Origin of the sequence: Thermoanaerobacter ethanolicus JW 200 (assembly GCF_003722315.1) — a bacterium.
GTDB lineage: Bacteria > Bacillota > Thermoanaerobacteria > Thermoanaerobacterales > Thermoanaerobacteraceae > Thermoanaerobacter > Thermoanaerobacter ethanolicus.
In genome coordinates this window covers 1,485,606-1,508,186 of record NZ_CP033580.1, presented here as the reverse complement: position 1 = coordinate 1,508,186, position 22,581 = coordinate 1,485,606, and the positions used below count along the sequence as shown (strand labels likewise).

Here is a 22,581-nt window from a genome sequence, read left to right as displayed (position 1 = left end):
TTAAAGACTTAGATCTCATTTCCAAAATCGCCCTTTAAAGTATTGGCTTAACCCTCCTATGTCAATAACTGACTCCTTACCAAAAATTTTAACGATCACCTTTTCGCTATTTGAATATACACCAAATATATTTACTTTCCTCACTCCAGTAGTAATTTCATTAAAGGAAGAATCAGCTATTACAAGTCCTACTACCATAATAACAATGTACAATAAAAGAGCAAAGATTACAAGTCTCTTTCTTTGAATCTGTTTCTTTCTCTCTCTTGTCCTTGTAAGCCTCATCTTTTATCTTCCCTTCAAGGTATCGTAAATCTTGTATATTTCTTCAATCATTTTATTGCAACTATATTTTCCCACACTTTCTTTTCCTCTTAAGCTTATATTTTTTCTCAATTCCTCATCTTTCAAAAATTTCTCTATAGCTTTTGCCAACTCTTCAGGACTTTCTTTTTCTACCAAAATTCCTTCAACGCCATCTTGTATAATTTCTGGAATGCCTCCTACTTTTGTAGCTACGACAGGGACTCCTTCACTTAAAGCTTCAATTACAGAAATTCCAAATCCTTCTTCATGTGAGGGAAGCACAAATACATTGAGATTTCTCAAGAAAGAAGGGATGTCATTTCTATACCCCAATAAAAAGAATCTGTCCTTTAAATTTAAACTATCAATCATTTTTTGTAATTCTTCTCTAAAAGGGCCATCTCCTGCTACAAAAAAGTAGGCATTTACATTTTTTAAAATTGAAGCCGCTTTTATTAAATCTTGAACACCTTTAGCAGGTATAAGCCTTGCTACACTTCCTACAATAAAAGAATCTTGTGGCAAATTGAATTCTTCTTTTAAATTAAGAGTTGTTTCCTCGTAGAAAGAGGTATCAATACAATTGTACACCACTTTTATTTTATTTTCTTTTACATTTTGATTTAGAACTAAATCATCTTTTAATGCTTGAGAGACAGCAATAAACTGATGGGTTTTTTTGTCTAGAATTTTTGTTAAACTCAATAAAAGTTTCTTTTTGTAAAAACTCATATTATTGTAATTTGCAAAGTTGTGGACTGTCACTACTGTTTTTACAGGCATAGCAAAACATGCGACTCTTCCTACCAATGAAGCTTTTGCCCCATGCATGTGAACAATATCTGGCTTAAACTCATTTACTACCTTTCGTATAAACTTAATTGTCCTGTAATCTTTTTTTAAACTAATTCCGTCCCCAATGTCAATGTCATATACTGCAATCCCTAATTTTTTGAGATATTCTTGAGTTTTTTTGTCAAAAGAGCACAAAACAGCAATTTCATACTTATCTTTGTCTAACAATCTAACCAATGATAATAAATGCTTTTTCATTCCTCCTTCTGATTTTCTTACAATTTGCAATACCTTCATTTTTCCCATAAAACCACCTTTTAAGACATTTCATCAATAACAAAATGTATTAACATAGGTCCTACAAACACCATCATTGTAGCTGCCGCTACAATTCCTGAATCGTTAAAAATTAGAGCAAGAATGCTTCCTATAATCGTCGCAACAAAGCATATTCGAATGTGGGTGTGTTTTTTGAAAATTTCACTCAACACTCCAACAGGTTTGAAGAAAAGAATTAGTAAAACAACTATAAGTGTCAACAATACTCTCGACCATATAGAATATTTTATGAGCTTATAATTCATTAAAAGCTTTCTTTCAAAAATTTGTAATAAAGATTTTATACCGTGACTTTTTACTAAAGCAAAAGTTTGTCCTATGTGAGTTTGTTGTGAAACTGGCCTTAAAGAATCCAAGTAAAACAAGCCCAAAAGCATTAAAACTATCCCGGCACCAATATATATTAAATTTTTTATGTTAATTTTTTTTCCAGACAAAAGCAGCAGCGAAACAGCAAAAGCTCCAAAGGCTGTTATCGATCCTCCAACATTTGTACCTATACTTGGAGCTGCAATAAAGTAGAATACCAGTGCGTATATTATTGTAGTTATAGCTAAAAGCAGCTTTTTATTCGAAAAAATTTCAAAAGCCATTGTAGTAAAACATAAGACGGCTCCAATCAATACCCCCATATACTCGTTTCCTATGCCATAAAAACGGGCACCTCCGATGACGTCATAGCTTAAAAAAGAATTTTTTAGCAAATATTGCCCTGTCACAAGGTCAATTAGCAAAACAAGGGAAGTAACTAAACCTATTATAGCATAGAAATAATAACCATAAGGGTTAATTTCATGAATCGCTATAATCGCCACTGCTGTCAAAAATAATATTCCCACGATGCTATTTGATAGGCTAGTATAATTAAACAAAGGTAATAGCAAAAAAGTCAAAGGAATAGTAGAAACAAAAAACAATAGAGGTTTTAAATAGACCGCATACTTTTTCAAAAGCAGCAAAACTAATAGGGCAAAAATTAAAATTATTATCTCTAAAACCACATAAGTTTTTAAGAAAATAGGCCTATAAGTGTAATTAAAAACTAGTTTATGACTCTCAGCTAATAATTTGTCTACATTTCCTTTGTAACCAGAATTATAAAGGGGATGTCCCGTCAAAAAAGTTGGTATAGGAATATCAAAATACTGTAAAATTGTTGGCATTAAATCTGTATTTGTGACAATCCCCTCTCTTTTTGTTGTGTCTGAAGTAACATAGCCTTTAGTAAAGCCTGGTCCAAAAAGTATTATGGGGGTTAAATAACTCTTTTGCCCCATATCTTTAGATGGAGGAAGTGGAGTTAAGACAATGTATAAGGTGTTGGGACTGCCTTCTCTTATGACTTTGCCAATAAATTCATCTGCTTCGTATAAAGCCCTTTTTTTATTTCTCTCATTAATTTTATCCATCGCATATTTATGGTAATCATTCGCTCTTATCGTATCTCCCAATTGAAAAATAGTTAAGTCAGGTTTTTCTTTCATCTCTGCATATTTTTGATAAAGCAAATTATAATCTGTCATAATGCCAAAAGGGCTTAAAGGGTCTCTTTTTAAAATATTATCACTCACATCGCCAAAATCTACAATTCCTTTTTCATCCATTACTATAAGAGGCGCATATCTTCTTTGTTCTACATCAGTATCTTCATTGCCAAACACAGCAACAGTTTTTCCATTTTGTTTTAAAAGAGCACCTAATAAGCCAGGTACTACAATGTGATTTCGAGTTAGGTTATTTCTCTCTATTTGCGCAAAATCTAAATTTACTATATTAAATACTTGTGGCTTAATACCTGTATTTCTTTTGAAAATTATAGAGGCTTGTTCTCCATTTACTATTTCAGAAGCGTTAAAATTAAGGGAAGCTTTTTCAGAACCTACAGCTCTTGTCCCACAACCAATTGTCATATACACGTTTTCAGGGGTCCTGCCTCCATCAGAATTTACCGTCATAAGTCCATATGTACCATTTTCCATGAGGTATTTTATATTAGGAAGGTCATTTGCAACATAGTCATTTAAATTAACCCTGTCTACAATAAAAATAACTATTTTTCTATCTTTTATATTATTTACTTGTCCATAAGAAACAGTGCTAAAGAGGATTAAAAACGCCAAGGCCAATCCCATTATCCTTGCTGCAAATTTCATAAAAAACCTCCTAAATCTTTGATAATTACAGTAATTTATTTTAACCTTTTTTTAAATTAATATCAACATTTATCGCTATAAAATAAAAAGCAGTCTTCACTGCCCAAAATCTTGTTGCTGCTTTATCACTTCACTAATGGCTTTAGCCAGATACTTTGTAGTTGCAATTGCCTCCTCTAAAGTATTATAGTTACTTCCTAATTCTATCAGTATCGACTTTTCAAGAAGATGCTGATTATATTCACTGTAGGGCTTTACCTGTACTCCTAAAGATAGGCCGGGATAAAGTTCATTTAATTTATCACTTATTCTTTTGGCAAATTCGTAATTTCTTCTCCAATCTTCTTTCATTTCCGGTGTCCTTCTTGAACCTATTATGAAAGAAACTTTTGCTACTTTTTCCCCGTTTATTTCCATCACATATTTTTTTCTAAAATCTTGGTTTGGCAAATTGCTCAAAGCAGGAATAGTTTCTACCCCTGGTTTCATAACAGCACCATAGCCATCTCTATGCAAGTCAATCGCTGCTTTAATAGAAGGATACTCTTTTAAAATTTTACTGACCGTTGCAAAAGAGTTTACATAGGATTTGTCATAGTTGTAATCATGGATAGTTTTATCGTGCAATACAGAAATTCCTTCTTTTTTAAAATATTCCGTAAGATAATCTGCTACTTTTGCAACAGTATAATTTAAATCATCTGTCCTATCATAGCCGTACCTTGCTATGTATTTGTTCTTTTCTGTAGCAGCATAAGCTTCCATAGTATGAGTGTGATATATCAAAAGATAGGGTTTACTATTATCTATATTTTTCGAAACTGGTTTTTCTTCCTCTCCTTGTGTCTGCGGTGTGTTTTTGTCACTTTGTGCATTAGTATCAGACAAATTCACATTGTTATTAGAAGGAGGATTTGTTTGTGCATCATTATTCTGTATATTATTAGCACTTACTTTTTCCAAATCTATCTGTGCTAAAATTGGAAGTTGAAATTTCAATATATTAATAGGGTCTTTAACTTTAGCATTTAACAAAGAGGAAAAGGTTAAATCCTTTCCTGTATACCCTTGAGAAGTAAATGCTACTTCTATTATCGGCAGGGTATAATTTATTGAAGTTACAAATAAACTGTCTAATTTATCATACTCCTCTGAAAAAGAATCACCAATTATTTGTCTATATTCACCCTTATAAGGTTGTGTCATCCAATTATAAAGAAAAACGTTTATCAATAACAAAATTAGAAACATTATTCTGCTTATCTTTGAAAAACTATAATACCTGTACAAAAAGAAGCACCTCTCTTTGGTTTTTATATTTTATAAATATTCCATCAAGAGGTGCTTTAGTACTTTATGTTTAATGAAGCAATTGATTCATTTCCTTTTCCGTAAGCCCAGGTTGTAGTGCAAGATTTATCCCTCTGGAAATAATTGAAGATATATTTTTTACCAATAAATCTATTTCTTTAGGAGTAACTACAAGATTATGTACATAAGGTGTTAAAACTTCTTGAATGAGACTGTATTTCTCTTGTTGACTCATATTCTTAAGTACTTCATAAAAAGGGCTTTCTTCTTTGGTCTGTTTTAGTAACTCTTCTGTTAAATATTCGATGGTGTCGTTAGCAATTGTGACCGCATCTACTACTGTAGGAACTCCTATGGCTATTACAGGTATCCCTAAGCTTTGCTCAGTAATGGAAAGCCTTCTATTACCTATTCCAGACCCTGGACTTATACCTGTATTTGAAATTTGAATAGTAGTAGACAACCTCTCTAATCTTCTCGAAGCCAAAGCGTCAATTGTAATTATTAAGTCAGGTTTTATTCTGTCAACTACACCTTTTAAAATTTCAGCTGTTTCTATCCCGGTTATGCCTAAAACTCCGGGAGAAATTGCGCTGACAGACCGAATTTCATCGCCAAACTGTTGAGGTGCATATTCCTTTAAATGCCTTGTCACCACAATGTTAGACACCACCCGTGGCCCTAAAGCATCAGGGGTGACATTCCAATTGCCTAACCCTACTACTAAAACTTGTGTATTTTCCGTCAAATTAGCTATTTCTTTAATTATATCTGCTAAAACTTTCGCAACTTCTTCCTCTAAATCCAAGTCCCTTTCAATGAGGCCGGGGGCTTCAATAGTTATATAGTCCCCCACTGGCTTCCCCATTGCTTTTTCTCCTTCTTCATTTAAAATTTTGACCTTTGTCACTTTTATACCCTCTAAGTGTTTTTCCTCCACACTCACCCCTGGAATCTCTCTTCCTTTGTATAATTCTCTCGCTTCTACTGCAAGGTCTGTCCTTATACTGTACATCTACATCACCTCAACTCTGTCGGTACAAAGGCGTCAACCAATCCTATCACAAAAGCAGCAATCAACGAACCAACTATTGTTGCGTGAATGGTAGGAACAATAAACTGAGAAACGTATATCACTACCGCCGCAACAATAAATCCTACAAAGCCACGGCTTCTTGGTGAAATATCTTTCCCTAATATTAATTCTACAATATAGCCTAACAAAGCTATTACCACCGCTGAAATAAGAGCTCCCCAAAATCCTGCGACGCTAAACCCTGGAACAAGATATCCTACCACTAACAGCACAATAGCTGACACAATAAAGCGAATAACTGTTTGTAACATTAAATCACCTCCTTTAATTATGATGAACAAATTGACAAATTTTATACCTCTGTGGTAAAGTAAAAAGTGTATTAATCCTTGAAAAACTATTTCTTTCGTGGTAAAATTAAATTCGATTGAGGAGGTGAAGCTTTTGGCAAACACAAAATCTGCAAAGAAGAGGATTTCTGTTATCGCAAAAAGGACTTTACGCAATAAAATGATAAAATCAAGAGTTAAAACATTTATTAAAAAGTTTAACGAAAGTTTAGCTACAGGAGATATAGAAACAATAAAAGAAAAATTAAGACTTGCTGTCAAAGAATTGGACAAAGCTGCCACAAAAGGAGTTCTCCACAAAAACACAGTGGCAAGAAAAAAGTCCAGACTTTATGCAAAATTTAACAATCTTTTAAAATCAGCAGCAAGTAATGAATAAAGCGTACCTTAAAAGTACGCTTTTTATCATTTGCACAATTTTTTTACAAGCCCCTCCAATGCCAAACTACTATCTGCTCCTGATTTCAATGCAATATCACATTTCAAACACTCTTTATAAGCTCTTTCCAACTCTTCTTTTTTAAAAAGTCTACTCTGTCTCATTAACTCTTCTACTGCAAAGTATGGTACTCCTAAAGAAGATGCAATAGTCTTTTTATCGCCAAATTTACCTTCAAAGCTTTTTATCTTAGTAATCAACCTCATTTGTCTTACAATCATCGACAATATAATAAGGGGTACTTCTCCTTTTTCTAAAAGGGTGTGTAAAACTTTATAAGCCTCTTTTTCTTTTTTCATTCCTATAGCATTGACAAGATTAAAAATGTTTTGTTGCAGGTTTATAGTAAGAACCTCTTTCATCTTTTCCATTTCTATTTCTTCACTGTCAGAATAGGAAACTAATTTATGTATTTCATTTACAATTGCGTATAAATCCGTTCCAACGCTCTTCACAATATATTCCACATCAGATTTTTTTACTTTTTTGCCACTCTTTTTTAAAAAATAGCCGGCGTAATTTACTGCCTCTTCAAAAGAAAGTCTTTGAAAATAAACTATTTTACCTATTTTTTCAATAAACTTATAAAGCTTTTTCCTTAAATCTATTTTTTCTCCTCCTATAATTACTAGTACAATGCTGCTTTGAGGAGAAGTAACTTTTTCTTCTAGATAGTTCGTAAGTCTTTTTAACTCTTTATCCCCTAGCTTAGAAAGCTGTTCCTCTTCATTTTTTACTACTACTAATTTGTAATCAGAAAATAAAGGTAATGTCTCACAATTTTCGATAATAGCTTCCATACATTCTTCTGGACTATCTTTTTCAATAACCACATAGTTCATATCCATAGTCTCAGGCATTAATATTTTTGCTTTTATCCTTTTTAAAGCATCTAACAATAAAAACCTCTCTTCTCCATAAAAAAGATATACATTGTCAATCTTATCTTTTTTTAAACTCTCCACTAACTCTTTATAATTCATTATTTCACTCCTTGAGAAAAGTAGTTATATAAGCCCTTTCTCCATTTGTTTTTACGATAATTGCTCCATTTTTATCCGTCCTATATACCTTCGCCTTCTCTTGAAGATATTTTAGCACTCTCTCATCAGGTAGTCCATAACTGTTTTTACCTACTTGGACAATACATACTTTCAGATTGGCTTTTTCAATGAATTCTTGTGTAGAAGAAGTATTTGACCCGTGGTGAGCCACCTTTAAAATATCAGTCTTTATGTCTAAATTTTTCAAAACCTCTTCTGCAGGCTTTTCTATATCACCTGTAAATAAAAATTCCATCTTCTTGTACTTCATCTTAAAAACAAGTGCATTGTTATTTATAGGATTTTCCTCTATTAAATTTTGAGGGTCAGGGTGTAAAACGTATATTTCAATATTATCTATTTCAACCTTATCTCCTTTTTTCAGAAAAATAACAGGGATGTTTTTCTCTTTTGCAACCTTAATCATCTTTTTAAAATTCTCATCAGTAACTTTTTGGACTCCAATAAAAACTTTATCTACCTTTATCTGCTGCAAAACAGTAATTATTCCACCGATATGGTCAATATCTGTATGAGATATAAATACTCCATCAAGCTTCATAACACCTTTGTAATACAAAAATGGAAGTACTAGATCTTCTCCAACATCAAAAGAAGAAGTCGCAAATAAAGGTTTGCCTCCTCCATCTATTAAAAAAGTTTTGCCGTGTGGTGTCCTGACAAACGTGCTGTCCCCTTGTCCTACATCCAGGAAAGTCACTTCTAAATCTTTAGGCAATAGATAATTATAAAAGAAAATTGCTATAACAAAAGTCAAGGCGATTGCAATAGAAATCTTTTTAGTTTTTTTATCAAAACTGCTAAGTAGGACTGTTAAAATTCCATAATACAAAACAATCACATACAAAGGCGGAACAATAGTATTTATACTGGCATAAGGAAAGCTATTGAACAATTTCGTTATGTACAAAATAGCTTCTACTACAGGTATATTTATATAATTTATAAAATAGGACAAGGGAGGAAAAATCAGCCCTATCATAGCCGATAAAAATCCCAAAACAACTGCTATATTCGCCAATGGCACTATTACAATGTTGGACAAAAGCGAAATTATGGATATATAATGATAATAATACATGGTAAAGGGGATTGTGCCAATTTGAGCAGAAAGAGTTAAAGCGACTAAATCTCGTATTTTGGGATTTAGCATTGATAATTTTTCTCGTATCGGCTTATAGAAATACAAAATGGCTAAAGTGGCAACAAATGAAAGTTGAAAACCTACATCCCACAGCATCAAAGGGTTAAATATTAATATCACAAAAGCCGCAAAAGACAAAGAATTTATAGAATTATGTTTTTTGCCATAAGTAGTGCCAATTAAAGCGATAGAAGCCATAAGAGCTGCCCTTATAACTGGCGGATTTGCTCCTGTTAAAATTGCATAGAAGGTCAATACAATTATAATGATAGGAACTTTGTACCTTCTAATGTTAAAAAGACTTAACATATAAAGTATAAAACCTGTTATAATTGCTACGTGCATTCCTGATACGGAAATAATATGTGAAATACCTGCTGTCCTAAATTGTCCCAAAGTCTCATCGTCAACAAGTTTATCTCCTAAAAAAATCGATATAACAAACTTAGCATCTCTTTCGGGCATTGAATTTATATAATTAACTTCTGTTTTTTGCTTTGCAGCATATATAACCTTCTCAATAAAATTTAAATTGCCTTTGCCCACAATGTCAACGGCATACCCCTGCACTCTCATAACTGCATAAATTCCTTTTTTCTTTAAAAAGAGCTTGTAGTCAAAGCCTCCTGGATTTGTAGCTTTTTGGGGAATTGAAATTATCCCTCTTATACTTACAATATCTCCCTCTGAAGGATATTTGCCCCCATATTGAGTAACCAATACTTTAGGTAATTTAGGCGGTTTAACTATGTATTTAGCATATCCCTCATATTCTTTTACCTCGTACACCTTGCCATTTATAGTTATAAATTTGTCTTCAAACTTTAGATAAGGATTGGGAGAATTAAAAGCATTGCCACTTAAAATTGCACCTACAAAAATAAAAGAAATTAAAAGAAGTAAACTGACATTTTTATTTTTCAAATACCGCCACAAAGAAATAGCCACTGAAATTGCTAATAAAAGCAAAAAAGCAAAAGGATGAAAAACATATCTTCCAATTATTATTCCTAAAGAAAGAGCTACAGTAAGATATAAAAATGGAAATTCCATTTTATATCACATAAACTTCAAAATCTCTTGCAATTTCTGTATTTCCAAAGACTTTAATTGCTTCATCATAATAATCCTTGATAGAAATAAGCGGTGACAAATGAGTCAAAACTAATCTTTTGCACTCGGCTTTCTTAGCAATTTCAGCAGCTTCCGCAGCAGTTAAGTGTGGTCCTTGCATTCCTGTCAAGAAATTTCCATCACATAGGAATAAATCAGCTTTATTTGCAAAAGATATTAAATCTTCATTATAGGTGGTATCACCACTATATACAAAGATTTTTTCTCCCTTTTTCATCTTCACAGCATAAGTCTCTACAGGATGCGTCATCTTTTTAAAAGAAATCTCTATTCCCTCTAAATTTAAAGTAGCCTCTTCATTTATAATGTGTAAATTAAAAACATCTTTAAACTTAAAATCTTCAAAAACATTTTCTGGTGTTTGTGGACAATATACATTCACAGGTTCAGTTATCATGCCTCTTGACTCCATAATATCAAGAGCATATCTTAAAACCATCATGTCTGCCACATGATCAGAGTGCAAATGAGACAAAATTATGTATTTTAATTTATTTAACTCGTAATACCTTTGGTATCTGCTTATTACTCCACTGCCACAGTCCAGTAAAATATGAGTATTTTCCTCTTCTACTAAATATCCGGAAGTAGCCCCATAAGGCCCAGGGAAAGGTCCATGACACCCTAACACTGTGACTTTCATAAATTTTTGCCTCCCTCCTTAAAGCTACAGACAAATTCATATAAATCTTTGTAACTACCCTTTTGTGTCGCTACTATATCTTTTGAATTTCTATTTATCATATAGTCCTCAATCAAAAAAGTCTTCATACCCAACTTAAAAGCTATCAAGTCCTCTTCCACATCATTTCCCACCATATAACAATTTTCCGGCTTTTTATTTATAACTTTTAATATCTCTTCATAGTATTGTATATGGGGCTTACAAAAATGCATATTTTCATAAGTAGTTATAAAATCAAAATAGCTTTCATTAAGGCCTGCCCATCTAAGCCTCTCTAAGATTGCAATTCTTGGAAATACAGGATTGGTTGCTAAAACAAGTGTATAGCCTTTTTCTTTCAAAATTTCTAAGGATTTCTTGACGTATTCATTGGCCTTAATATTTTTTCCTAACTCTTTGTAATCATTTAAATAAAAGTCTTCAAAAAGTACATCCAATTCCTCTTTTGGATAGTTGACTTTTTTTAAAAAAGAATCAAAAAATGCTTCTTCATTAGTTTTGTTTGGATCTAAATTATTTATCATGTCCATACTGGCACTATAAAGACTTTTAAATAAAAAATGGGGGTCAAATAGAGAAGAAAGCTTTTTTGTGAGACTTAAAAAATACTCATCCAACATCTTGTCCGTATCAACAGGAAGTAAGGTACCGTCCAAGTCAAATAGAAATGTATCAATCATTCTCATCACCTCAATTTCTCTTTCCTATATAATGATATATTTTTACATAAAAAAAAGCAAGGTTTAAAAAACCCTGCTACACTTTGTTAAATAGTTCCAATCGAGATATCAAACGTATCAAAATATACCCTATTATTATACTTGCAAAACCTTGCACTAAATTACTTGGCACATCAACTAAGGAAGCCTTAAAACCGTACATGATTCCTCCTGCTATATAGTATCCTAACACCATCCATAAAGCTCCTATTATAAGAGATACAACTTTTAAATATTCCTTAGTATATTTTTTATACATAAGTCCAACAATCAACCCTTCTATCCCTTTAATTATAAAGGTCCATGGAGACCAATATGCATAACCTGATAATAAGTCCGCAAGAGCAGAACCAATGCCTCCAGTTACAAATCCCATTGCAGGGCCAAATAAAGCAGAACTTAAGAATATAAAAGAATCGCCTACGTTTATATAGCCTTTTGTAGCCGGAGTGGGTATCTGAATTACCATAGTACCAATAGTAACCAATGCCATCATAAAAGCCCCATATACTATTTTTTTAACATTGTTTTGTTCCATATTTCCACCTCCAATAAATGTATGTAGGATAGTTATATTATAACATACAATTGTAATGGTGCAATCATAACAATATAATAACAAAAAAAGAAAAGCCCTTGTTTCTTAAAAGGCTTTAGATATAGTTTCCAACTGTGGAATACCTATCTTTTTTGTTGATTATATATGAAACAATCAAATCATCCAGTTTACGACTTATATCAAGCACTTTTTCATAGTCAATCTCTTCCTTAGTAACGAGGTTATCCAGTTCTTTCCTCAAAACACTTATCTGTCTTTCTAATGCTTCATTACTTTTCATTTTGTTTACCCCTTTTTTGAGAGTTCGTATATACAATTTTACCATCATAATACAAAAATTACAATAGGCTTTATTAAGAAACAACCCTTAATTTATCTACTATATTAACCAATTTCTTATAAATTTCTACAATTTCTCGTCCACACTCTACTTTCCAATCATTTTCTCCCTCATTTACCTGTCCAGCTTCATTAGTTAGTATCCTATTCAAGATATCGTCACTTTTTATTTTTTCCTTAATACCCTCCATGCTTCGTTTTAATTCTTCATCTACTTTTTTTACTACACCCATCTCCCTACTCTCCCCATTTTAAATATTTATTATAATATATTCTATATATGTTATAAATTTCCTGCTAAAATTTTAAAAATTTTTATCTTTTATTTATTTCGTCTATAACAATACTCAACGCCTTGTCCATTGCTAATTCTAATCTGTCTAGGGAGACTCCGCCTTGACACATATAAGCGTTTCCTCCACCTTTTCCGTCAAAAACCCTCAATACCTCTTTAAAAAATCCATTCACCACAATGTCTACATCGCCAGACCTTGAAACCACTAAATCTCCTGTTTCTCCTCTTTTATTCCCAAGTATAGCTATACATTTGTCATTAGAAACTATGTATTTAGCTAATATTTTTAGCTCTTCTGTCGTTCTATTTTCATAAAGCTTGTATACTATGTGTATACCTCCATGCAACTCTGAACTTTTTATCAGGTTTCTAGACTCTTCCAACAATATGTTTTCTTTCAAAATATTAACTTCTTTTTTAACCTCTTTATTCTCTTCAAGTAACTTTAACACATGTTCTAAAATATTCTCTTCTTGTTCGGAAAGAAGATGACAAAGAGCATTCACATAATTATTTTTTATGTGATAATCATAAAGTGCTCTAAATCCAGCTACAAATTCCAACCTTATGCCTTTATTCGTTTTCTCCCACTTCTTTATTTTTACAATTCCTATTTCTCCTGTAGTCATAACATGAGTGCCCCCACAAGGAGAATAATCTATCCCTTCTATTTCTACTATTCTTATATTTTCACTGACTTGTGGTTGCTTTCTAAGGGGCAGCTTTTTTAACATTTCTTCATCTGCAAAATAAGTTTTAACAGGTATATTTTTATAAACAAAGCTATTAACTTCTTTCTCCACTTCAAAAGCCTCTTCTTCGTTAAAAGTATCTTTTGTTATAGTTATGTGGGAAGATTTATCCCCAATAGAAAAACTTTGCGTATGAGCTCCATATTTTTTCTCCAAAACGGCTGATAAAAGATGTTGTCCGGTGTGCTGTTGCATATGGTCAAATCTTCTCTCCCAATCAACTTGGCAATGAACTTTTATACCCTTAGGGCATTTATCTGCAAGGTGGTATACTGTATCATTTTCCTCGTATATTTTGTAAACTTTAATACCATCAATTAGGCCCGTATCACTTGGTTGACCTCCACCTTCAGGATAAAAATAAGTTTTATCTAATACTAGTTCCCATTTGTTATTTATTTTTCTTTTATCTACGATATTAGCATCAAATTCAGTAATATAACTATCCTCATAAAAAAGCTTTTCAGTCATAAAAATCATCCCTTCTTTATAAGAATTGCATGGAAGTCATCCATGCAATTCTTATTCATAAACTTTTGTTCCTAAAACAGGAGTAAGTTTTCTAAACTCTTCTATTATCTTTTTCGTTATGGGACCAGGTTTTCCATCTCCTATTACCCTATGATCTACTTCTACCACTGGTATTGCTTCAGCAGCTGTACCTGTCAAGAAACATTCATCTGCAGTATACACGTTAAACAAGGAAAAATACCTTTCTTCAAAAGGGATTCCTAATTGCTTTGCTATATCAATTACAGTAGCCCTTGTAATTCCTCCTAATGCTCCTACTGTCGAAGGAGGAGAATACAAGGTGCCATTTGAAACTATAAAAATATTGTCACCAGTACATTCAGCTACATATCCTTCTTGGTTTAGTATAAGAGCTTCAGGATACCCTGCTTTTACTGCTTCAATTTTTGCAAGAATATTGTTTAAATAATTTAATGACTTTATCTGGGGATCTAAAGCCTGAATAGAATTTCTTCTATAAGTAGAAGTAATAATTTTTAAACCGTTTTGATACATAGATTCAGGATACAAAGTAATCTTATCAGCAATTATAACAACAGTAGGTTTAGGACATTTATATGGGTCAAGGCCTAAATCACCTTTTCCTCTTGATACTACAAGCCTTATATAGGCATCCCTTAAATTATTAACTCTTACCGTTTCAACAACTTTTTCTTTCATCTCCTCCATCGTCATAGGAATGTCGAGAAGAAGAGCTTTTGCCATACTATAAAGCCTTTTTAAGTGCTCATCAAGTTTGAATATAACTCCATCATAAGCCCTTATGCCCTCAAAAATACCATCCCCATAAAGATAGCCATGGTCAAAAACCGAGACTGAAGCTTTTTCACTGTCTACAAATTCTCCATTCACATATACTAACCCCATAACTTATGACTCCTCCTTTATCGCAAAATTAATTTAGTAAGATTTTATCACTTTAAATAGCTTTAGTCAATTGAAATGTAAAAAGCCCCACAAAGTGAGGCTTTCTTCAAATTTATTCAGCTTTTATAGCACCAGTTGGACACACAGCTTCACAAGCACCACAGTCAATGCAAGTATCAGGGTCAATCTCGTATTTTCCATCCCCTTCATGAATAGCATCTACCGGGCATTCTGCCGCACAAGCTCCGCAGCTTATACATTCATCAGTGATATAATGTGCCATCAATTTTCCCTCCCTGTATACAGTATGTAGCTCCACAAAAATTATAAATCATTTACACAGAATTGTAAATAATCAAATTAAATTTTAAGAATTAAACAAAATTTAAAAAAATGTGAGGGGTATTGTCAAATTATAAAACCTATGTTATAATTACTTTCGTCGAGGCGCTGCCGAATGGTGTAATGGTAGCACAGGTGACTCTGGATCATCTAGTCTAGGTTCGAGTCCTAGTTCGGCAGCCATTTTGGCCCCATCGTCTAGCGGCCTAGGACATCGCCCTCTCACGGCGAAGACAGGGGTTCGAGTCCCCTTGGGGCTACCAATATCAAATTGAGAAAAAGGCATCTGTGGATGCCTTTTATATTTTTAATATAGCTTTTATCAGTAAACCTCCAAAAATAGCTATAAGCATGCTACTCATTGTCCCTATTAAATAGTATTCTGCAAAATTTTTATCATCTAACTCTTTATATCTTGCGATGGAATTTAATCCCCTTTGCCAACAGTTTTCTTGAACCAATTATGTCGCCTGTTATCACTGTATACACGTGGTATCACCCTTTCATGGGTTAAAATAATAGTATCACCCTTATAAGGGTAATACTATTGTCTATAGTAGTAAAAATTATACACTATGGCAATATTTTTGTTATTTCCTCATCTTTTCAATAAAATCTATGGCTTTTTCAATTCTCTCTATAGTTCTTTCTTTTCCCAAAAGTTCCATTATGTCAAATAGTCCTGGTCCAAAAGTTCTACCCGAAATAGCTAATCTCGTAGGATGGAAAAGTTCACCACTGGATATTTGCAATTCCTCCACAAGTTTGCGATAGGCTTCCTCAGTTGTAAATTTATTAAAAGGCTCGATTTCTTTTAAAGTCACTACTGCTTTTTTTAGGATATCCACAACTTTTTCTTTAGTAAAATACTTTTTAACTCCTTTTTCCTCATATTCGTTAACTTCTGTAAAATAATAGCTCATGGCATCAGCTATATCCACAAGAGTTTTTTCCCTTTCTCTTACTGCACTTACTATTTTTTTGATATAATCATAATCGAAATCCTCCCTAATTAAGTTTTTAGCTTTCAGAAATGGGATAACTGCTTCAGTTAATTTATCTAGATCATAATTCCTTATGTAATGGCCGTTTATCCAAGTCAGCTTTTGTACATCGTAAACAGCTGGATTTTTTGATACCCTTTCTAAAGTAAATTCTTTTATGCTTTTTGACACATCAAAAATTTCTTCCCCATCTTTTGGCATCCATCCCAGCAAGGTTATATAATTTACAATTGCTTCAGGAAGATACCCCTGGTCTCTAAACTCCTGCACAGAAGTCGCTCCATGTCTTTTACTAAGTTTACTCCTATCAGGAGCTAAAACCATAGACACATGGGCAAATTGAGGAATTTCTACGCCTAAAGCCTCATAAATTAATATTTGCTTTGGAGTATTTGACAAATGTTCCTCTGCCCGTATAACATGAGTTATTCCCATTTGGTAATCATCCACCACAGTAGCAAAATTATAAGTAGGCATATTGTCTGATTTCATAATTATAAAGTCATCAAAGGTGGAATTATCAAACTCTACATCCCCTCTTATTACGTCGTGAACTACTGTCTTCCCTTGTTGAGGCACTTTTAACCTTATTACAGGTTTTCTCCCTTGCCTTAAATGCTCCTCTATTTGCTCTTTGGTCAAATTTCTACATTTTCCCGTATACATTGGAGGCCTACCTTCTTTTTCTGCCTGTTTTCTCATTTCCTCTAACTCTTCTTTTGTGCAAAAACAGTAGTAAGCCTTTCCTTCCTCTAATAATTTATTTGCAAATTTTCTATATTCTTCTATCCTTTGCGATTGGTAAATAGGTCCTTCATCCCAATCAATACCTAACCATCTAAGTCCTTCAAGTATTCCTTTCATAGATTCTTCTGTAGACCTTTGTAGGTCAGTATCGTCCACCCTTAAAATAAATTTTCCTCCATTGTGCCTTGCAAAAAGCCAATTAAAGAGAGCAGTTCTGGCACCGCCTATATGTAAACTCCCTGTAGGACTTGGAGCAAATCTTACTCTCACTTCACTCATCTTATCACCTCTTCATAAGTTTAAACTATAGACTTGTGCAAAATTCAGAAGCCTTAATTTAAGCCATTCTACAGACATACTTTTTTCCTATCACTCTTGAATTTTTTATCTTTTATGTAGGATTTCCCCTCCCATTTGTCGAATTATTATATATACACTATAAAAAATTTTTTAAGAAGGAGGAAATCCTACATGTACCAGCTTCAATTGCTTTTAAATATACCTGAACTCTTTACCTCTCAGTCTAAAATTGATTTCTATTCTTCTATGTTTGAAAATCTTGACCTGTCTTCAATACCTGAATTCCCTTCCTCTAGTCCTGGCCGTAAGGGTTATTCTCACCATGCACTTTTTAGAGCTTTTATTGTCATGAAAGCTGAAAGATTCGGCACAATTTCTGACCTTTTAGATTATCTCCGCAATAATCTTATCATTGCTCATCTTTGTGGCTTCGACATTTCTAAACCTCTTCCTTCTTATTGGACTTTTCGCCGTTTTATTAATGACTTCTCTCATGATTATTTGACCTCTATTTTTCAAAATCAGGTCAATATCCTCAAAAATATGGGTATTATCTCCGGTGAGTTTATTTCCATGGATTCTACCCCTATTAAAGCTAACACTAAGTTAAATAACCCTAAGTCTTTTTCTAAAAATAAATTCTCTAAAGATAATCAGCCTAAGTCAGATAAGGATTGTAAATTAGGCGTTTATTCTGCTTCTAACGATTCTTCTAATAAACGCTATAAGTTTTATTGGGGCTATAAAAATCACATTATTGTTGATGCTATCTCTGGTTTACCCATCGCTGAAACTACTACCCCCGCTGATGCCCCTGATTTTGAAGCCGCTTTATCTTTGCTTGAGAAGACTAATAAGTGGTTTAACCTTAAGTATGTTAATTTTATTGCTGATAAAGGCTATGATGTTAAGAAACTTTATAATTATGTTAGAAATATTCTCCACGGTCATTGCTTTATTCCTCTTAACAAGCGTAATTCTAAAAATCCCCCTCTGACTGATGATGGTTATATGGTCTGTGAAGCGGGTATTAAAATGCTTAAAGATGGCAAGCAATATTTTGATGGTTTTATTAAGCAAAAATTTGTTTGCAAGTTCTGTAATTCTAAGGATGATTCTGCCTGCCCTATAAATCATCCTAAATATTTTAATGGCAAAAAGCATAGAGGCTGTACTAAGTATGCTATTATATCTTCTGATTATAGGTCCTCTATTAATAGAGACTCCCTATATTTTAAGGCCGTCTACAAATTGAGAATTGAATCAGAAAGATATAATTCCCGCTTTAAAGCTCTGGATTTTGAAAAGGCTTATGTTAGAAATATTAATTCTGTGAGCAACCTTAATACTTTTGGCCATATTACTTTGCTTACTGTCGCTATTGTAGCTATTAAATTGGGCAAATATGATGAGTTTAGATCTCTTGTTGCTTTGATGCAATCGGCCTAATTTTTATTGAATCTATTTCATGCCATTTTTTAACATTTGACTTCTACAGGATATTTATGCCCTTTTTTAGCTCCTCTTTTTGTCTTTTCTTTTCCCTTACCACTTCCTTTATGTTTGATTGTCAGTGTTGATTACTATATATTGTATGTAATACATATTTTGGTTTTTGATTATGATTATTTTAATTAATTTTGCACATCCCTAGTTTAAACTATTTTGATTATACTTTAATTGAAGTGTTTTTTCAACAAAGAAGTATTTCATCAAAAATTTGTGATATAATCATACTATAAACTTAAAAAAGGAGCTGTTAAAATGAAAGATATTGCTATAAACCTTTTAGAAGAAAGAGGAGTTACTTTAGAAGATATGGCAGTATTAGTATTAGACTTACAAAAAAAGTATTATGATGATTTAACAATAGAGGAATGTATAGAAAATTTACATCATGTACTTGAGAAAAGGGAAGTTCAAAATGCAATCTTGACAGGAATCGCTTTAGACAAATTAGCAGAAAAAGACATGTTAGAAGAACCTCTTTTGTCCATTTTAAAAAAAGATGAACCCTTATACGGCATTGACGAAATTTTAGCCTTAAGCATTACAAATGTTTATGGTTCTATAGGTCTTACTAATTTTGGATATCTTGATAAAGTAAAACCCGGCATAATAGGAAAACTTAATGAAAATAAAGAAAAAAAGTGTAATACTTTTATTGATGACTTAGTAGCTGCAATAATCGCCGCGGCTTGTGCCAGAATTGCCCATTCTAAAAAAGAAGTTTTATAAAAAACTATTTTTCTAAAGTAAACTTTACATAGCCTTTTTCTGCCTCCACCTTTTTTAATTTAAATCCTTCAACAGGAATTTTAATGTTTATAGTCGTGTCATAGCCATAAAGAATTTTTTGAAGCAACTGGCCGCCAATTTTTATATCTCCTATATTTAGAGAATTTATTAACAATTTAATTTTGTTATCTTCTATCGCAAAATTGCCTTTTAAAGTGTATGAATCATCATCTTTTATTTCAAAACTTTCTCTACTAAAAGATACTGTTACATCTTTTAACTTGTCACTGTAAGAGCGTATCATCTTTGTTACATCAACATCAGTAAAAGAAGCTGATACGCTAAAAAAGGAAAAACTCAAATCCTTATACTCCAAAGTATCCCATGGAAATTGAGAAAGGTGGCTTAATAAATAATCTAAAGAAGGAAACATTTTGTCCAAATTATCAGCCATTGCAAATATTTTTTGATAATTGGCAATTTTCTTTTTTATCTCTTCTAACATTTGGCTTTTAGCTAACTTTAATTCGTCTATTTTTTTTAGCAATTCTATTTGTTCTTTTTGTTTTTCTATAAGCTGCGATCTTTGAGAGGTTAATCTATTTTCCTCTTCTCTTTTATAGTTTACAAGCTTATTTAAATTTTCTAGTTTATTGTAAAAATAATTGGTTACAATGTCTATGTAAATAAGCCTATGCAATAATTCGCTGGAATTTTGTGACATAAGCAGAAGTGATAATATAGCATTTGTTCCATCCATATACAAAAACCTAAACCAAGTCTTTATTATTTCTTTTTCCTTTTCTATGTCTTTATCTACCATTTGTATTTCTTTAGATTTTTCCTGAATAGCTACAGTTAAATTTTCAATCTCTATTGCTAAATCTTCTAAAGACTTTTGGGTTTTAAGCCTTTCTACCTCAAGATTTAATAGCTCTAATACAAGCTTTTGTTCCTCCTCCTTCGCCTTATCAAAATCCGAAGAAGTATCACTTTGCGCTGGTACTAGTATAAAATTAAATAAAAATATACTCCCAATTATAATAGCTATCAACTTTTTCATAAAACCCCTCATTTAATATAGCATTTTTTGTTCTACATGGAACTATTTAACATTAACTAGTCCACAGTAATCTTGTCTTTTATCTGTTCAAACATTTTAGGACCTATTCTCGGAACATTCATTATGTCTTCAATTTTTTTAAAAGAACCTTTATTTTCTCTAAATTCGATTATCCTTTCAGCCGTCACAGGTCCTATTCCTGGCAAAGTTTGCAATTCTTCTTTAGTCGCAGTATTTATATTTATTTTTTCATTTTTCTGTATTGTACTAGTAGGAGAAATATTATTTGTTTCACCCTTTTTTGGAACTATTATCATTTGTTCATCCTTAACTTTTTGCGCGAGATTTATATTTGTGAGGTCTGCTTCTTCCAAAGGTCCTCCTGCTTTATTTATAGCATCTATAATCCTTTCTCCTTCTTTCATAGTGTAGACTCCTGGATTTTTTACTAATCCTGTTACATATACTTTTATTTCCAAAGGCTTTTCTTTCTTCTCTTCACTCTCTACAATTCTTTCCACTGGCACACTCTCATTGCTTGCATTGACGACAAATTCATTTTTTAATTTATAATTTTTGTAAATTACATATCCTGAAAATGCCAATATAAAGCATAATATAACAACTATAGCATATTGCTGTTTTTTTGAAAAATAAGGCATACTAACACCTCTTTTTACAGCTTCCTTTATTTATTTCTACATGAATTAAAAAATTCCTTTTTATTTTTCACATTTTTTTGGTATACTTTAGGTATGAGCATAAATTGGAGGCATGGCAATGAAAAAGATAATAGCTTGTTTACTTACACTCTTTATTTTAGTAGCTCAAATAACTCCTATATACGCTAACGTACCGCCACCGCCCGAAATCGTAGGCCCAACTGCAGTTTTAATGGATTTTACAACAGGTCAAGTATTGTATGACAAAAATATGCACAAAAGAATGTACCCCGCAAGCACAACTAAAATTCTTACTGCAATTATTGCTATAGAAAAGGGAAACTTAAACGATATTGTAACTGCAAGCGATAATGTTACAAAAATAGATGGAAATTCCATATTTCTTTCTCCTGGTGAACAACTTACGTTAGAGCAATTACTTTATGCGCTTTTGTTAGAATCTGCCAATGATGCAGCAATAGCAATTGCTGAACACATTGGTGGGAGCATAGAAAACTTTGCTAAAATGATGAATGAAAAAGCTAAAGAAATTGGAGCTTATGATAGCCATTTTGTAAATCCAAATGGTCTTCCTGATGAAAATCATTATTCGACCCCTTATGATATGGCATTAATAGCAAGGTATGCAATGCAAAATCCTGAATTTAGAAAAATAGTAACTACAATACATTATCAAATTCCCCCTACTAATAAGTTTGATAAAGTAAGAGATCTATGGTTAAGCAACCGCTTAATTAAACCTTCAAGTTTTCACTATGAAGGCGCCGATGGAGTAAAAACAGGATACACGGTTGCAGCAGGTCAAGTTTTAGTAGCTTCTGCAACAAGAGACGGCCACAGACTTATATCCGTCATAATGGGAGACCAAGGAACAAATATCTGGACAGATACTATAAAACTTTTGGACTACGGATTTCAAAACTTTACTTTAGTGAAAAAAACAGAAAAAGGTGAGGTAGTAACTTATATCGACTTGGGAAAATCTCACTTTAAACTTCCTCTTATTGCAAAAGAAGACTTTTACTATGAAGTCCCTAAAGGGCAAGAAAATTCTATAGAAACTCAAATAATACTAAACAAAAACATAAACGCGCCAATAAATAAAGGAGATACATTAGGATACATTAAATACACTTTAAATGAAAAGGAAATAGGCACAAACCCTCTTATTGCAACCGAATCTGTTTATAAAAACTTTTGGGGAAATTATTATATGGATGTACAATCTTCTGGGGTAAAAAATACAATGTATACTAACCCTGTAAGATTCATTACTGGAACAACAATTTTAGGAATAGCTTTTATCCTTTGGAGAAGACGGAAAATTAGAAATAGAAAGAAATATATTTTCTCAAAATATTGATTTAAAAAAAAGGGCAGAATGCC

24 protein-coding genes and 2 tRNA genes are annotated in these 22,581 nt (G+C 32.5%); 6 read left to right on the top strand and 20 right to left on the bottom strand.

What is annotated here, in order from left to right; all coding sequences use genetic code 11:
* Positions 1 to 15: 15 nt before the first annotated feature.
* The 6 genes from EB239_RS07435 to EB239_RS07410 form a co-directional block, all read right to left on the bottom strand.
* Positions 16 to 285 (bottom strand): hypothetical protein, encoded by a 270-nt coding sequence (locus EB239_RS07435; RefSeq protein ID WP_003868082.1) that lies wholly within the window; start codon positions 283 to 285, stop codon positions 16 to 18.
* A gap of 3 nt (positions 286 to 288) precedes the next feature.
* Positions 289 to 1,407: a glycosyltransferase family 4 protein gene (locus tag EB239_RS07430; RefSeq protein WP_003869523.1), complete on the bottom strand. Its 1,119-nt coding sequence runs from the start codon at positions 1,405 to 1,407 to the stop codon at positions 289 to 291.
* Positions 1,408 to 1,418: 11 nt separating this feature from the next.
* Entirely contained in the window at positions 1,419 to 3,593 is a 2,175-nt protein-coding gene (locus EB239_RS07425; RefSeq protein ID WP_003869524.1) for an alkaline phosphatase family protein, read from the bottom strand.
* A gap of 96 nt (positions 3,594 to 3,689) precedes the next feature.
* Positions 3,690 to 4,883 (bottom strand): stage II sporulation protein P, encoded by a 1,194-nt coding sequence (gene spoIIP / locus EB239_RS07420; protein ID WP_003869525.1) that lies wholly within the window; start codon positions 4,881 to 4,883, stop codon positions 3,690 to 3,692.
* A gap of 70 nt (positions 4,884 to 4,953) precedes the next feature.
* Positions 4,954 to 5,919, bottom strand: coding sequence for a GPR endopeptidase (gpr, locus tag EB239_RS07415; RefSeq protein WP_003869526.1), 966 nt, complete (start codon positions 5,917 to 5,919; stop codon positions 4,954 to 4,956).
* A gap of 5 nt (positions 5,920 to 5,924) precedes the next feature.
* Positions 5,925 to 6,251, bottom strand: coding sequence for a phage holin family protein (locus EB239_RS07410; RefSeq protein WP_003869527.1), 327 nt, complete (start codon positions 6,249 to 6,251; stop codon positions 5,925 to 5,927).
* Positions 6,252 to 6,384: 133 nt separating this feature from the next.
* Here EB239_RS07410 and rpsT point away from each other — a divergent pair, with 133 nt between their 5' ends.
* Positions 6,385 to 6,669 carry a 30S ribosomal protein S20 gene (rpsT, locus tag EB239_RS07405; RefSeq protein WP_003869528.1) on the top strand — a complete coding sequence of 95 codons (285 nt, stop codon included), beginning with the start codon at positions 6,385 to 6,387 and terminating at the stop codon, positions 6,667 to 6,669.
* A gap of 26 nt (positions 6,670 to 6,695) precedes the next feature.
* Here rpsT and holA read toward each other — a convergent pair whose 3' ends face one another.
* From holA to EB239_RS07355, 10 genes are all read right to left on the bottom strand, one after another.
* Positions 6,696 to 7,712 carry a DNA polymerase III subunit delta gene (gene holA / locus EB239_RS07400; RefSeq protein ID WP_003869529.1) on the bottom strand — a complete coding sequence of 339 codons (1,017 nt, stop codon included), beginning with the start codon at positions 7,710 to 7,712 and terminating at the stop codon, positions 6,696 to 6,698.
* A gap of 4 nt (positions 7,713 to 7,716) precedes the next feature.
* Complete coding sequence (locus EB239_RS07395) at positions 7,717 to 9,990, bottom strand: DNA internalization-related competence protein ComEC/Rec2 (RefSeq protein ID WP_003869530.1); 2,274 nt, start codon at positions 9,988 to 9,990, stop codon at positions 7,717 to 7,719.
* A gap of 1 nt (position 9,991) precedes the next feature.
* The gene (locus tag EB239_RS07390; protein WP_003869531.1) at positions 9,992 to 10,714 is read right to left on the bottom strand and encodes an MBL fold metallo-hydrolase; all 723 of its coding nucleotides are present in this window, start codon (positions 10,712 to 10,714) and stop codon (positions 9,992 to 9,994) included.
* Positions 10,711 to 11,436: an HAD family hydrolase gene (locus tag EB239_RS07385; RefSeq protein ID WP_003869532.1), complete on the bottom strand. Its 726-nt coding sequence runs from the start codon at positions 11,434 to 11,436 to the stop codon at positions 10,711 to 10,713. Before EB239_RS07385 ends, EB239_RS07390 begins: the two co-directional genes overlap by 4 nt.
* A gap of 76 nt (positions 11,437 to 11,512) precedes the next feature.
* The gene (locus EB239_RS07380) at positions 11,513 to 12,013 is read right to left on the bottom strand and encodes an ECF transporter S component (RefSeq protein ID WP_003869533.1); all 501 of its coding nucleotides are present in this window, start codon (positions 12,011 to 12,013) and stop codon (positions 11,513 to 11,515) included.
* Positions 12,014 to 12,128: 115 nt separating this feature from the next.
* Positions 12,129 to 12,314, bottom strand: coding sequence for an aspartyl-phosphate phosphatase Spo0E family protein (locus tag EB239_RS07375; RefSeq protein WP_003868094.1), 186 nt, complete (start codon positions 12,312 to 12,314; stop codon positions 12,129 to 12,131).
* Positions 12,315 to 12,387: 73 nt separating this feature from the next.
* Positions 12,388 to 12,606, bottom strand: a complete 219-nt coding sequence (locus EB239_RS07370; protein ID WP_003869535.1) for a hypothetical protein — start codon at positions 12,604 to 12,606, stop codon at positions 12,388 to 12,390.
* 82 nt (positions 12,607 to 12,688) lie between these two features.
* Positions 12,689 to 13,891 (bottom strand): alanyl-tRNA editing protein, encoded by a 1,203-nt coding sequence (locus EB239_RS07365; protein WP_003869536.1) that lies wholly within the window; start codon positions 13,889 to 13,891, stop codon positions 12,689 to 12,691.
* A 51-nt stretch (positions 13,892 to 13,942) separates the two neighbouring features.
* Complete coding sequence (ilvE, locus tag EB239_RS07360) at positions 13,943 to 14,818, bottom strand: branched-chain-amino-acid transaminase (protein WP_003869537.1); 876 nt, start codon at positions 14,816 to 14,818, stop codon at positions 13,943 to 13,945.
* A 112-nt stretch (positions 14,819 to 14,930) separates the two neighbouring features.
* On the bottom strand, positions 14,931 to 15,101 hold the full coding sequence (locus EB239_RS07355; RefSeq protein WP_003869538.1) for a DUF362 domain-containing protein: 171 nt from the start codon (positions 15,099 to 15,101) through the stop codon (positions 14,931 to 14,933).
* Positions 15,102 to 15,269: 168 nt separating this feature from the next.
* On the opposite strand from EB239_RS07355, the gene EB239_RS07350 reads away from it, so the two are divergent.
* Positions 15,270 to 15,343 (top strand) — tRNA-Gln (locus tag EB239_RS07350).
* Between the two features lie 4 nt (positions 15,344 to 15,347).
* A tRNA-Glu gene (locus tag EB239_RS07345) sits at positions 15,348 to 15,423 on the top strand.
* Between the two features lie 36 nt (positions 15,424 to 15,459).
* Here EB239_RS07345 and EB239_RS14630 read toward each other — a convergent pair.
* A complete protein-coding gene (locus EB239_RS14630; protein WP_164995797.1) occupies positions 15,460 to 15,621 on the bottom strand; it encodes a hypothetical protein in 162 nt (53 codons plus the stop codon).
* Between the two features lie 129 nt (positions 15,622 to 15,750).
* Positions 15,751 to 17,190, bottom strand: coding sequence for a glutamate--tRNA ligase (gene gltX / locus EB239_RS07340; RefSeq protein ID WP_003869539.1), 1,440 nt, complete (start codon positions 17,188 to 17,190; stop codon positions 15,751 to 15,753).
* Between the two features lie 192 nt (positions 17,191 to 17,382).
* On the opposite strand from gltX, the gene EB239_RS07335 reads away from it, so the two are divergent.
* Positions 17,383 to 18,660 carry a transposase gene (locus EB239_RS07335; protein WP_003869069.1) on the top strand — a complete coding sequence of 426 codons (1,278 nt, stop codon included), beginning with the start codon at positions 17,383 to 17,385 and terminating at the stop codon, positions 18,658 to 18,660.
* Positions 18,661 to 18,975: 315 nt separating this feature from the next.
* The gene (locus tag EB239_RS07330; RefSeq protein ID WP_003869540.1) at positions 18,976 to 19,449 is read left to right on the top strand and encodes a phosphatidylglycerophosphatase A family protein; all 474 of its coding nucleotides are present in this window, start codon (positions 18,976 to 18,978) and stop codon (positions 19,447 to 19,449) included.
* 4 nt (positions 19,450 to 19,453) lie between these two features.
* On the opposite strand, the gene EB239_RS07325 is transcribed toward EB239_RS07330, so the two are convergent.
* Positions 19,454 to 20,512, bottom strand: coding sequence for a coiled-coil domain-containing protein (locus EB239_RS07325; RefSeq protein ID WP_003869541.1), 1,059 nt, complete (start codon positions 20,510 to 20,512; stop codon positions 19,454 to 19,456).
* Between the two features lie 56 nt (positions 20,513 to 20,568).
* Positions 20,569 to 21,174 (bottom strand): helix-hairpin-helix domain-containing protein, encoded by a 606-nt coding sequence (locus EB239_RS07320; protein ID WP_003869542.1) that lies wholly within the window; start codon positions 21,172 to 21,174, stop codon positions 20,569 to 20,571.
* A 118-nt stretch (positions 21,175 to 21,292) separates the two neighbouring features.
* Between EB239_RS07320 and EB239_RS07315 the strand changes: the two genes are divergently transcribed.
* Complete coding sequence (locus EB239_RS07315; protein ID WP_003869543.1) at positions 21,293 to 22,558, top strand: D-alanyl-D-alanine carboxypeptidase family protein; 1,266 nt, start codon at positions 21,293 to 21,295, stop codon at positions 22,556 to 22,558.
* Positions 22,559 to 22,581 lie beyond the last annotated feature (23 nt).

Excerpts from the sequence above, each read along its gene's own strand:
- EB239_RS07385 (WP_003869532.1), bottom strand. The coding sequence starts at position 11,436 with ATGATTGATACATTTCTATTTGACTTGGACGGTACCTTACTTCCTGTT.
- EB239_RS07330 (WP_003869540.1), top strand. The coding sequence starts at position 18,976 with ATGAAAGATATTGCTATAAACCTTTTAGAAGAAAGAGGAGTTACTTTA.
- EB239_RS07325 (WP_003869541.1), bottom strand. The coding sequence starts at position 20,512 with ATGAAAAAGTTGATAGCTATTATAATTGGGAGTATATTTTTATTTAAT.
- EB239_RS07390 (WP_003869531.1), bottom strand. The coding sequence starts at position 10,714 with ATGAAAGTCACAGTGTTAGGGTGTCATGGACCTTTCCCTGGGCCTTAT.
- EB239_RS07410 (WP_003869527.1), bottom strand. The coding sequence starts at position 6,251 with ATGTTACAAACAGTTATTCGCTTTATTGTGTCAGCTATTGTGCTGTTA.
- EB239_RS07315 (WP_003869543.1), top strand. The coding sequence starts at position 21,293 with ATGAAAAAGATAATAGCTTGTTTACTTACACTCTTTATTTTAGTAGCT.
- EB239_RS07355 (WP_003869538.1), bottom strand. The coding sequence starts at position 15,101 with ATGGCACATTATATCACTGATGAATGTATAAGCTGCGGAGCTTGTGCG.
- EB239_RS07370 (WP_003869535.1), bottom strand. The coding sequence starts at position 12,606 with ATGGGTGTAGTAAAAAAAGTAGATGAAGAATTAAAACGAAGCATGGAG.
- EB239_RS07395 (WP_003869530.1), bottom strand. The coding sequence starts at position 9,990 with ATGGAATTTCCATTTTTATATCTTACTGTAGCTCTTTCTTTAGGAATA.
- EB239_RS07435 (WP_003868082.1), bottom strand. The coding sequence starts at position 285 with ATGAGGCTTACAAGGACAAGAGAGAGAAAGAAACAGATTCAAAGAAAG.
- EB239_RS07320 (WP_003869542.1), bottom strand. The coding sequence starts at position 21,174 with ATGCCTTATTTTTCAAAAAAACAGCAATATGCTATAGTTGTTATATTA.
- EB239_RS07380 (WP_003869533.1), bottom strand. The coding sequence starts at position 12,013 with ATGGAACAAAACAATGTTAAAAAAATAGTATATGGGGCTTTTATGATG.
- ilvE (WP_003869537.1), bottom strand. The coding sequence starts at position 14,818 with ATGGGGTTAGTATATGTGAATGGAGAATTTGTAGACAGTGAAAAAGCT.
- EB239_RS07335 (WP_003869069.1), top strand. The coding sequence starts at position 17,383 with ATGTACCAGCTTCAATTGCTTTTAAATATACCTGAACTCTTTACCTCT.
- gltX (WP_003869539.1), bottom strand. The coding sequence starts at position 17,190 with ATGAGTGAAGTGAGAGTAAGATTTGCTCCAAGTCCTACAGGGAGTTTA.
- EB239_RS07365 (WP_003869536.1), bottom strand. The coding sequence starts at position 13,891 with ATGACTGAAAAGCTTTTTTATGAGGATAGTTATATTACTGAATTTGAT.
- holA (WP_003869529.1), bottom strand. The coding sequence starts at position 7,712 with ATGAATTATAAAGAGTTAGTGGAGAGTTTAAAAAAAGATAAGATTGAC.
- EB239_RS07375 (WP_003868094.1), bottom strand. The coding sequence starts at position 12,314 with ATGAAAAGTAATGAAGCATTAGAAAGACAGATAAGTGTTTTGAGGAAA.
- gpr (WP_003869526.1), bottom strand. The coding sequence starts at position 5,919 with ATGTACAGTATAAGGACAGACCTTGCAGTAGAAGCGAGAGAATTATAC.
- EB239_RS07430 (WP_003869523.1), bottom strand. The coding sequence starts at position 1,407 with ATGGGAAAAATGAAGGTATTGCAAATTGTAAGAAAATCAGAAGGAGGA.
- EB239_RS07425 (WP_003869524.1), bottom strand. The coding sequence starts at position 3,593 with ATGAAATTTGCAGCAAGGATAATGGGATTGGCCTTGGCGTTTTTAATC.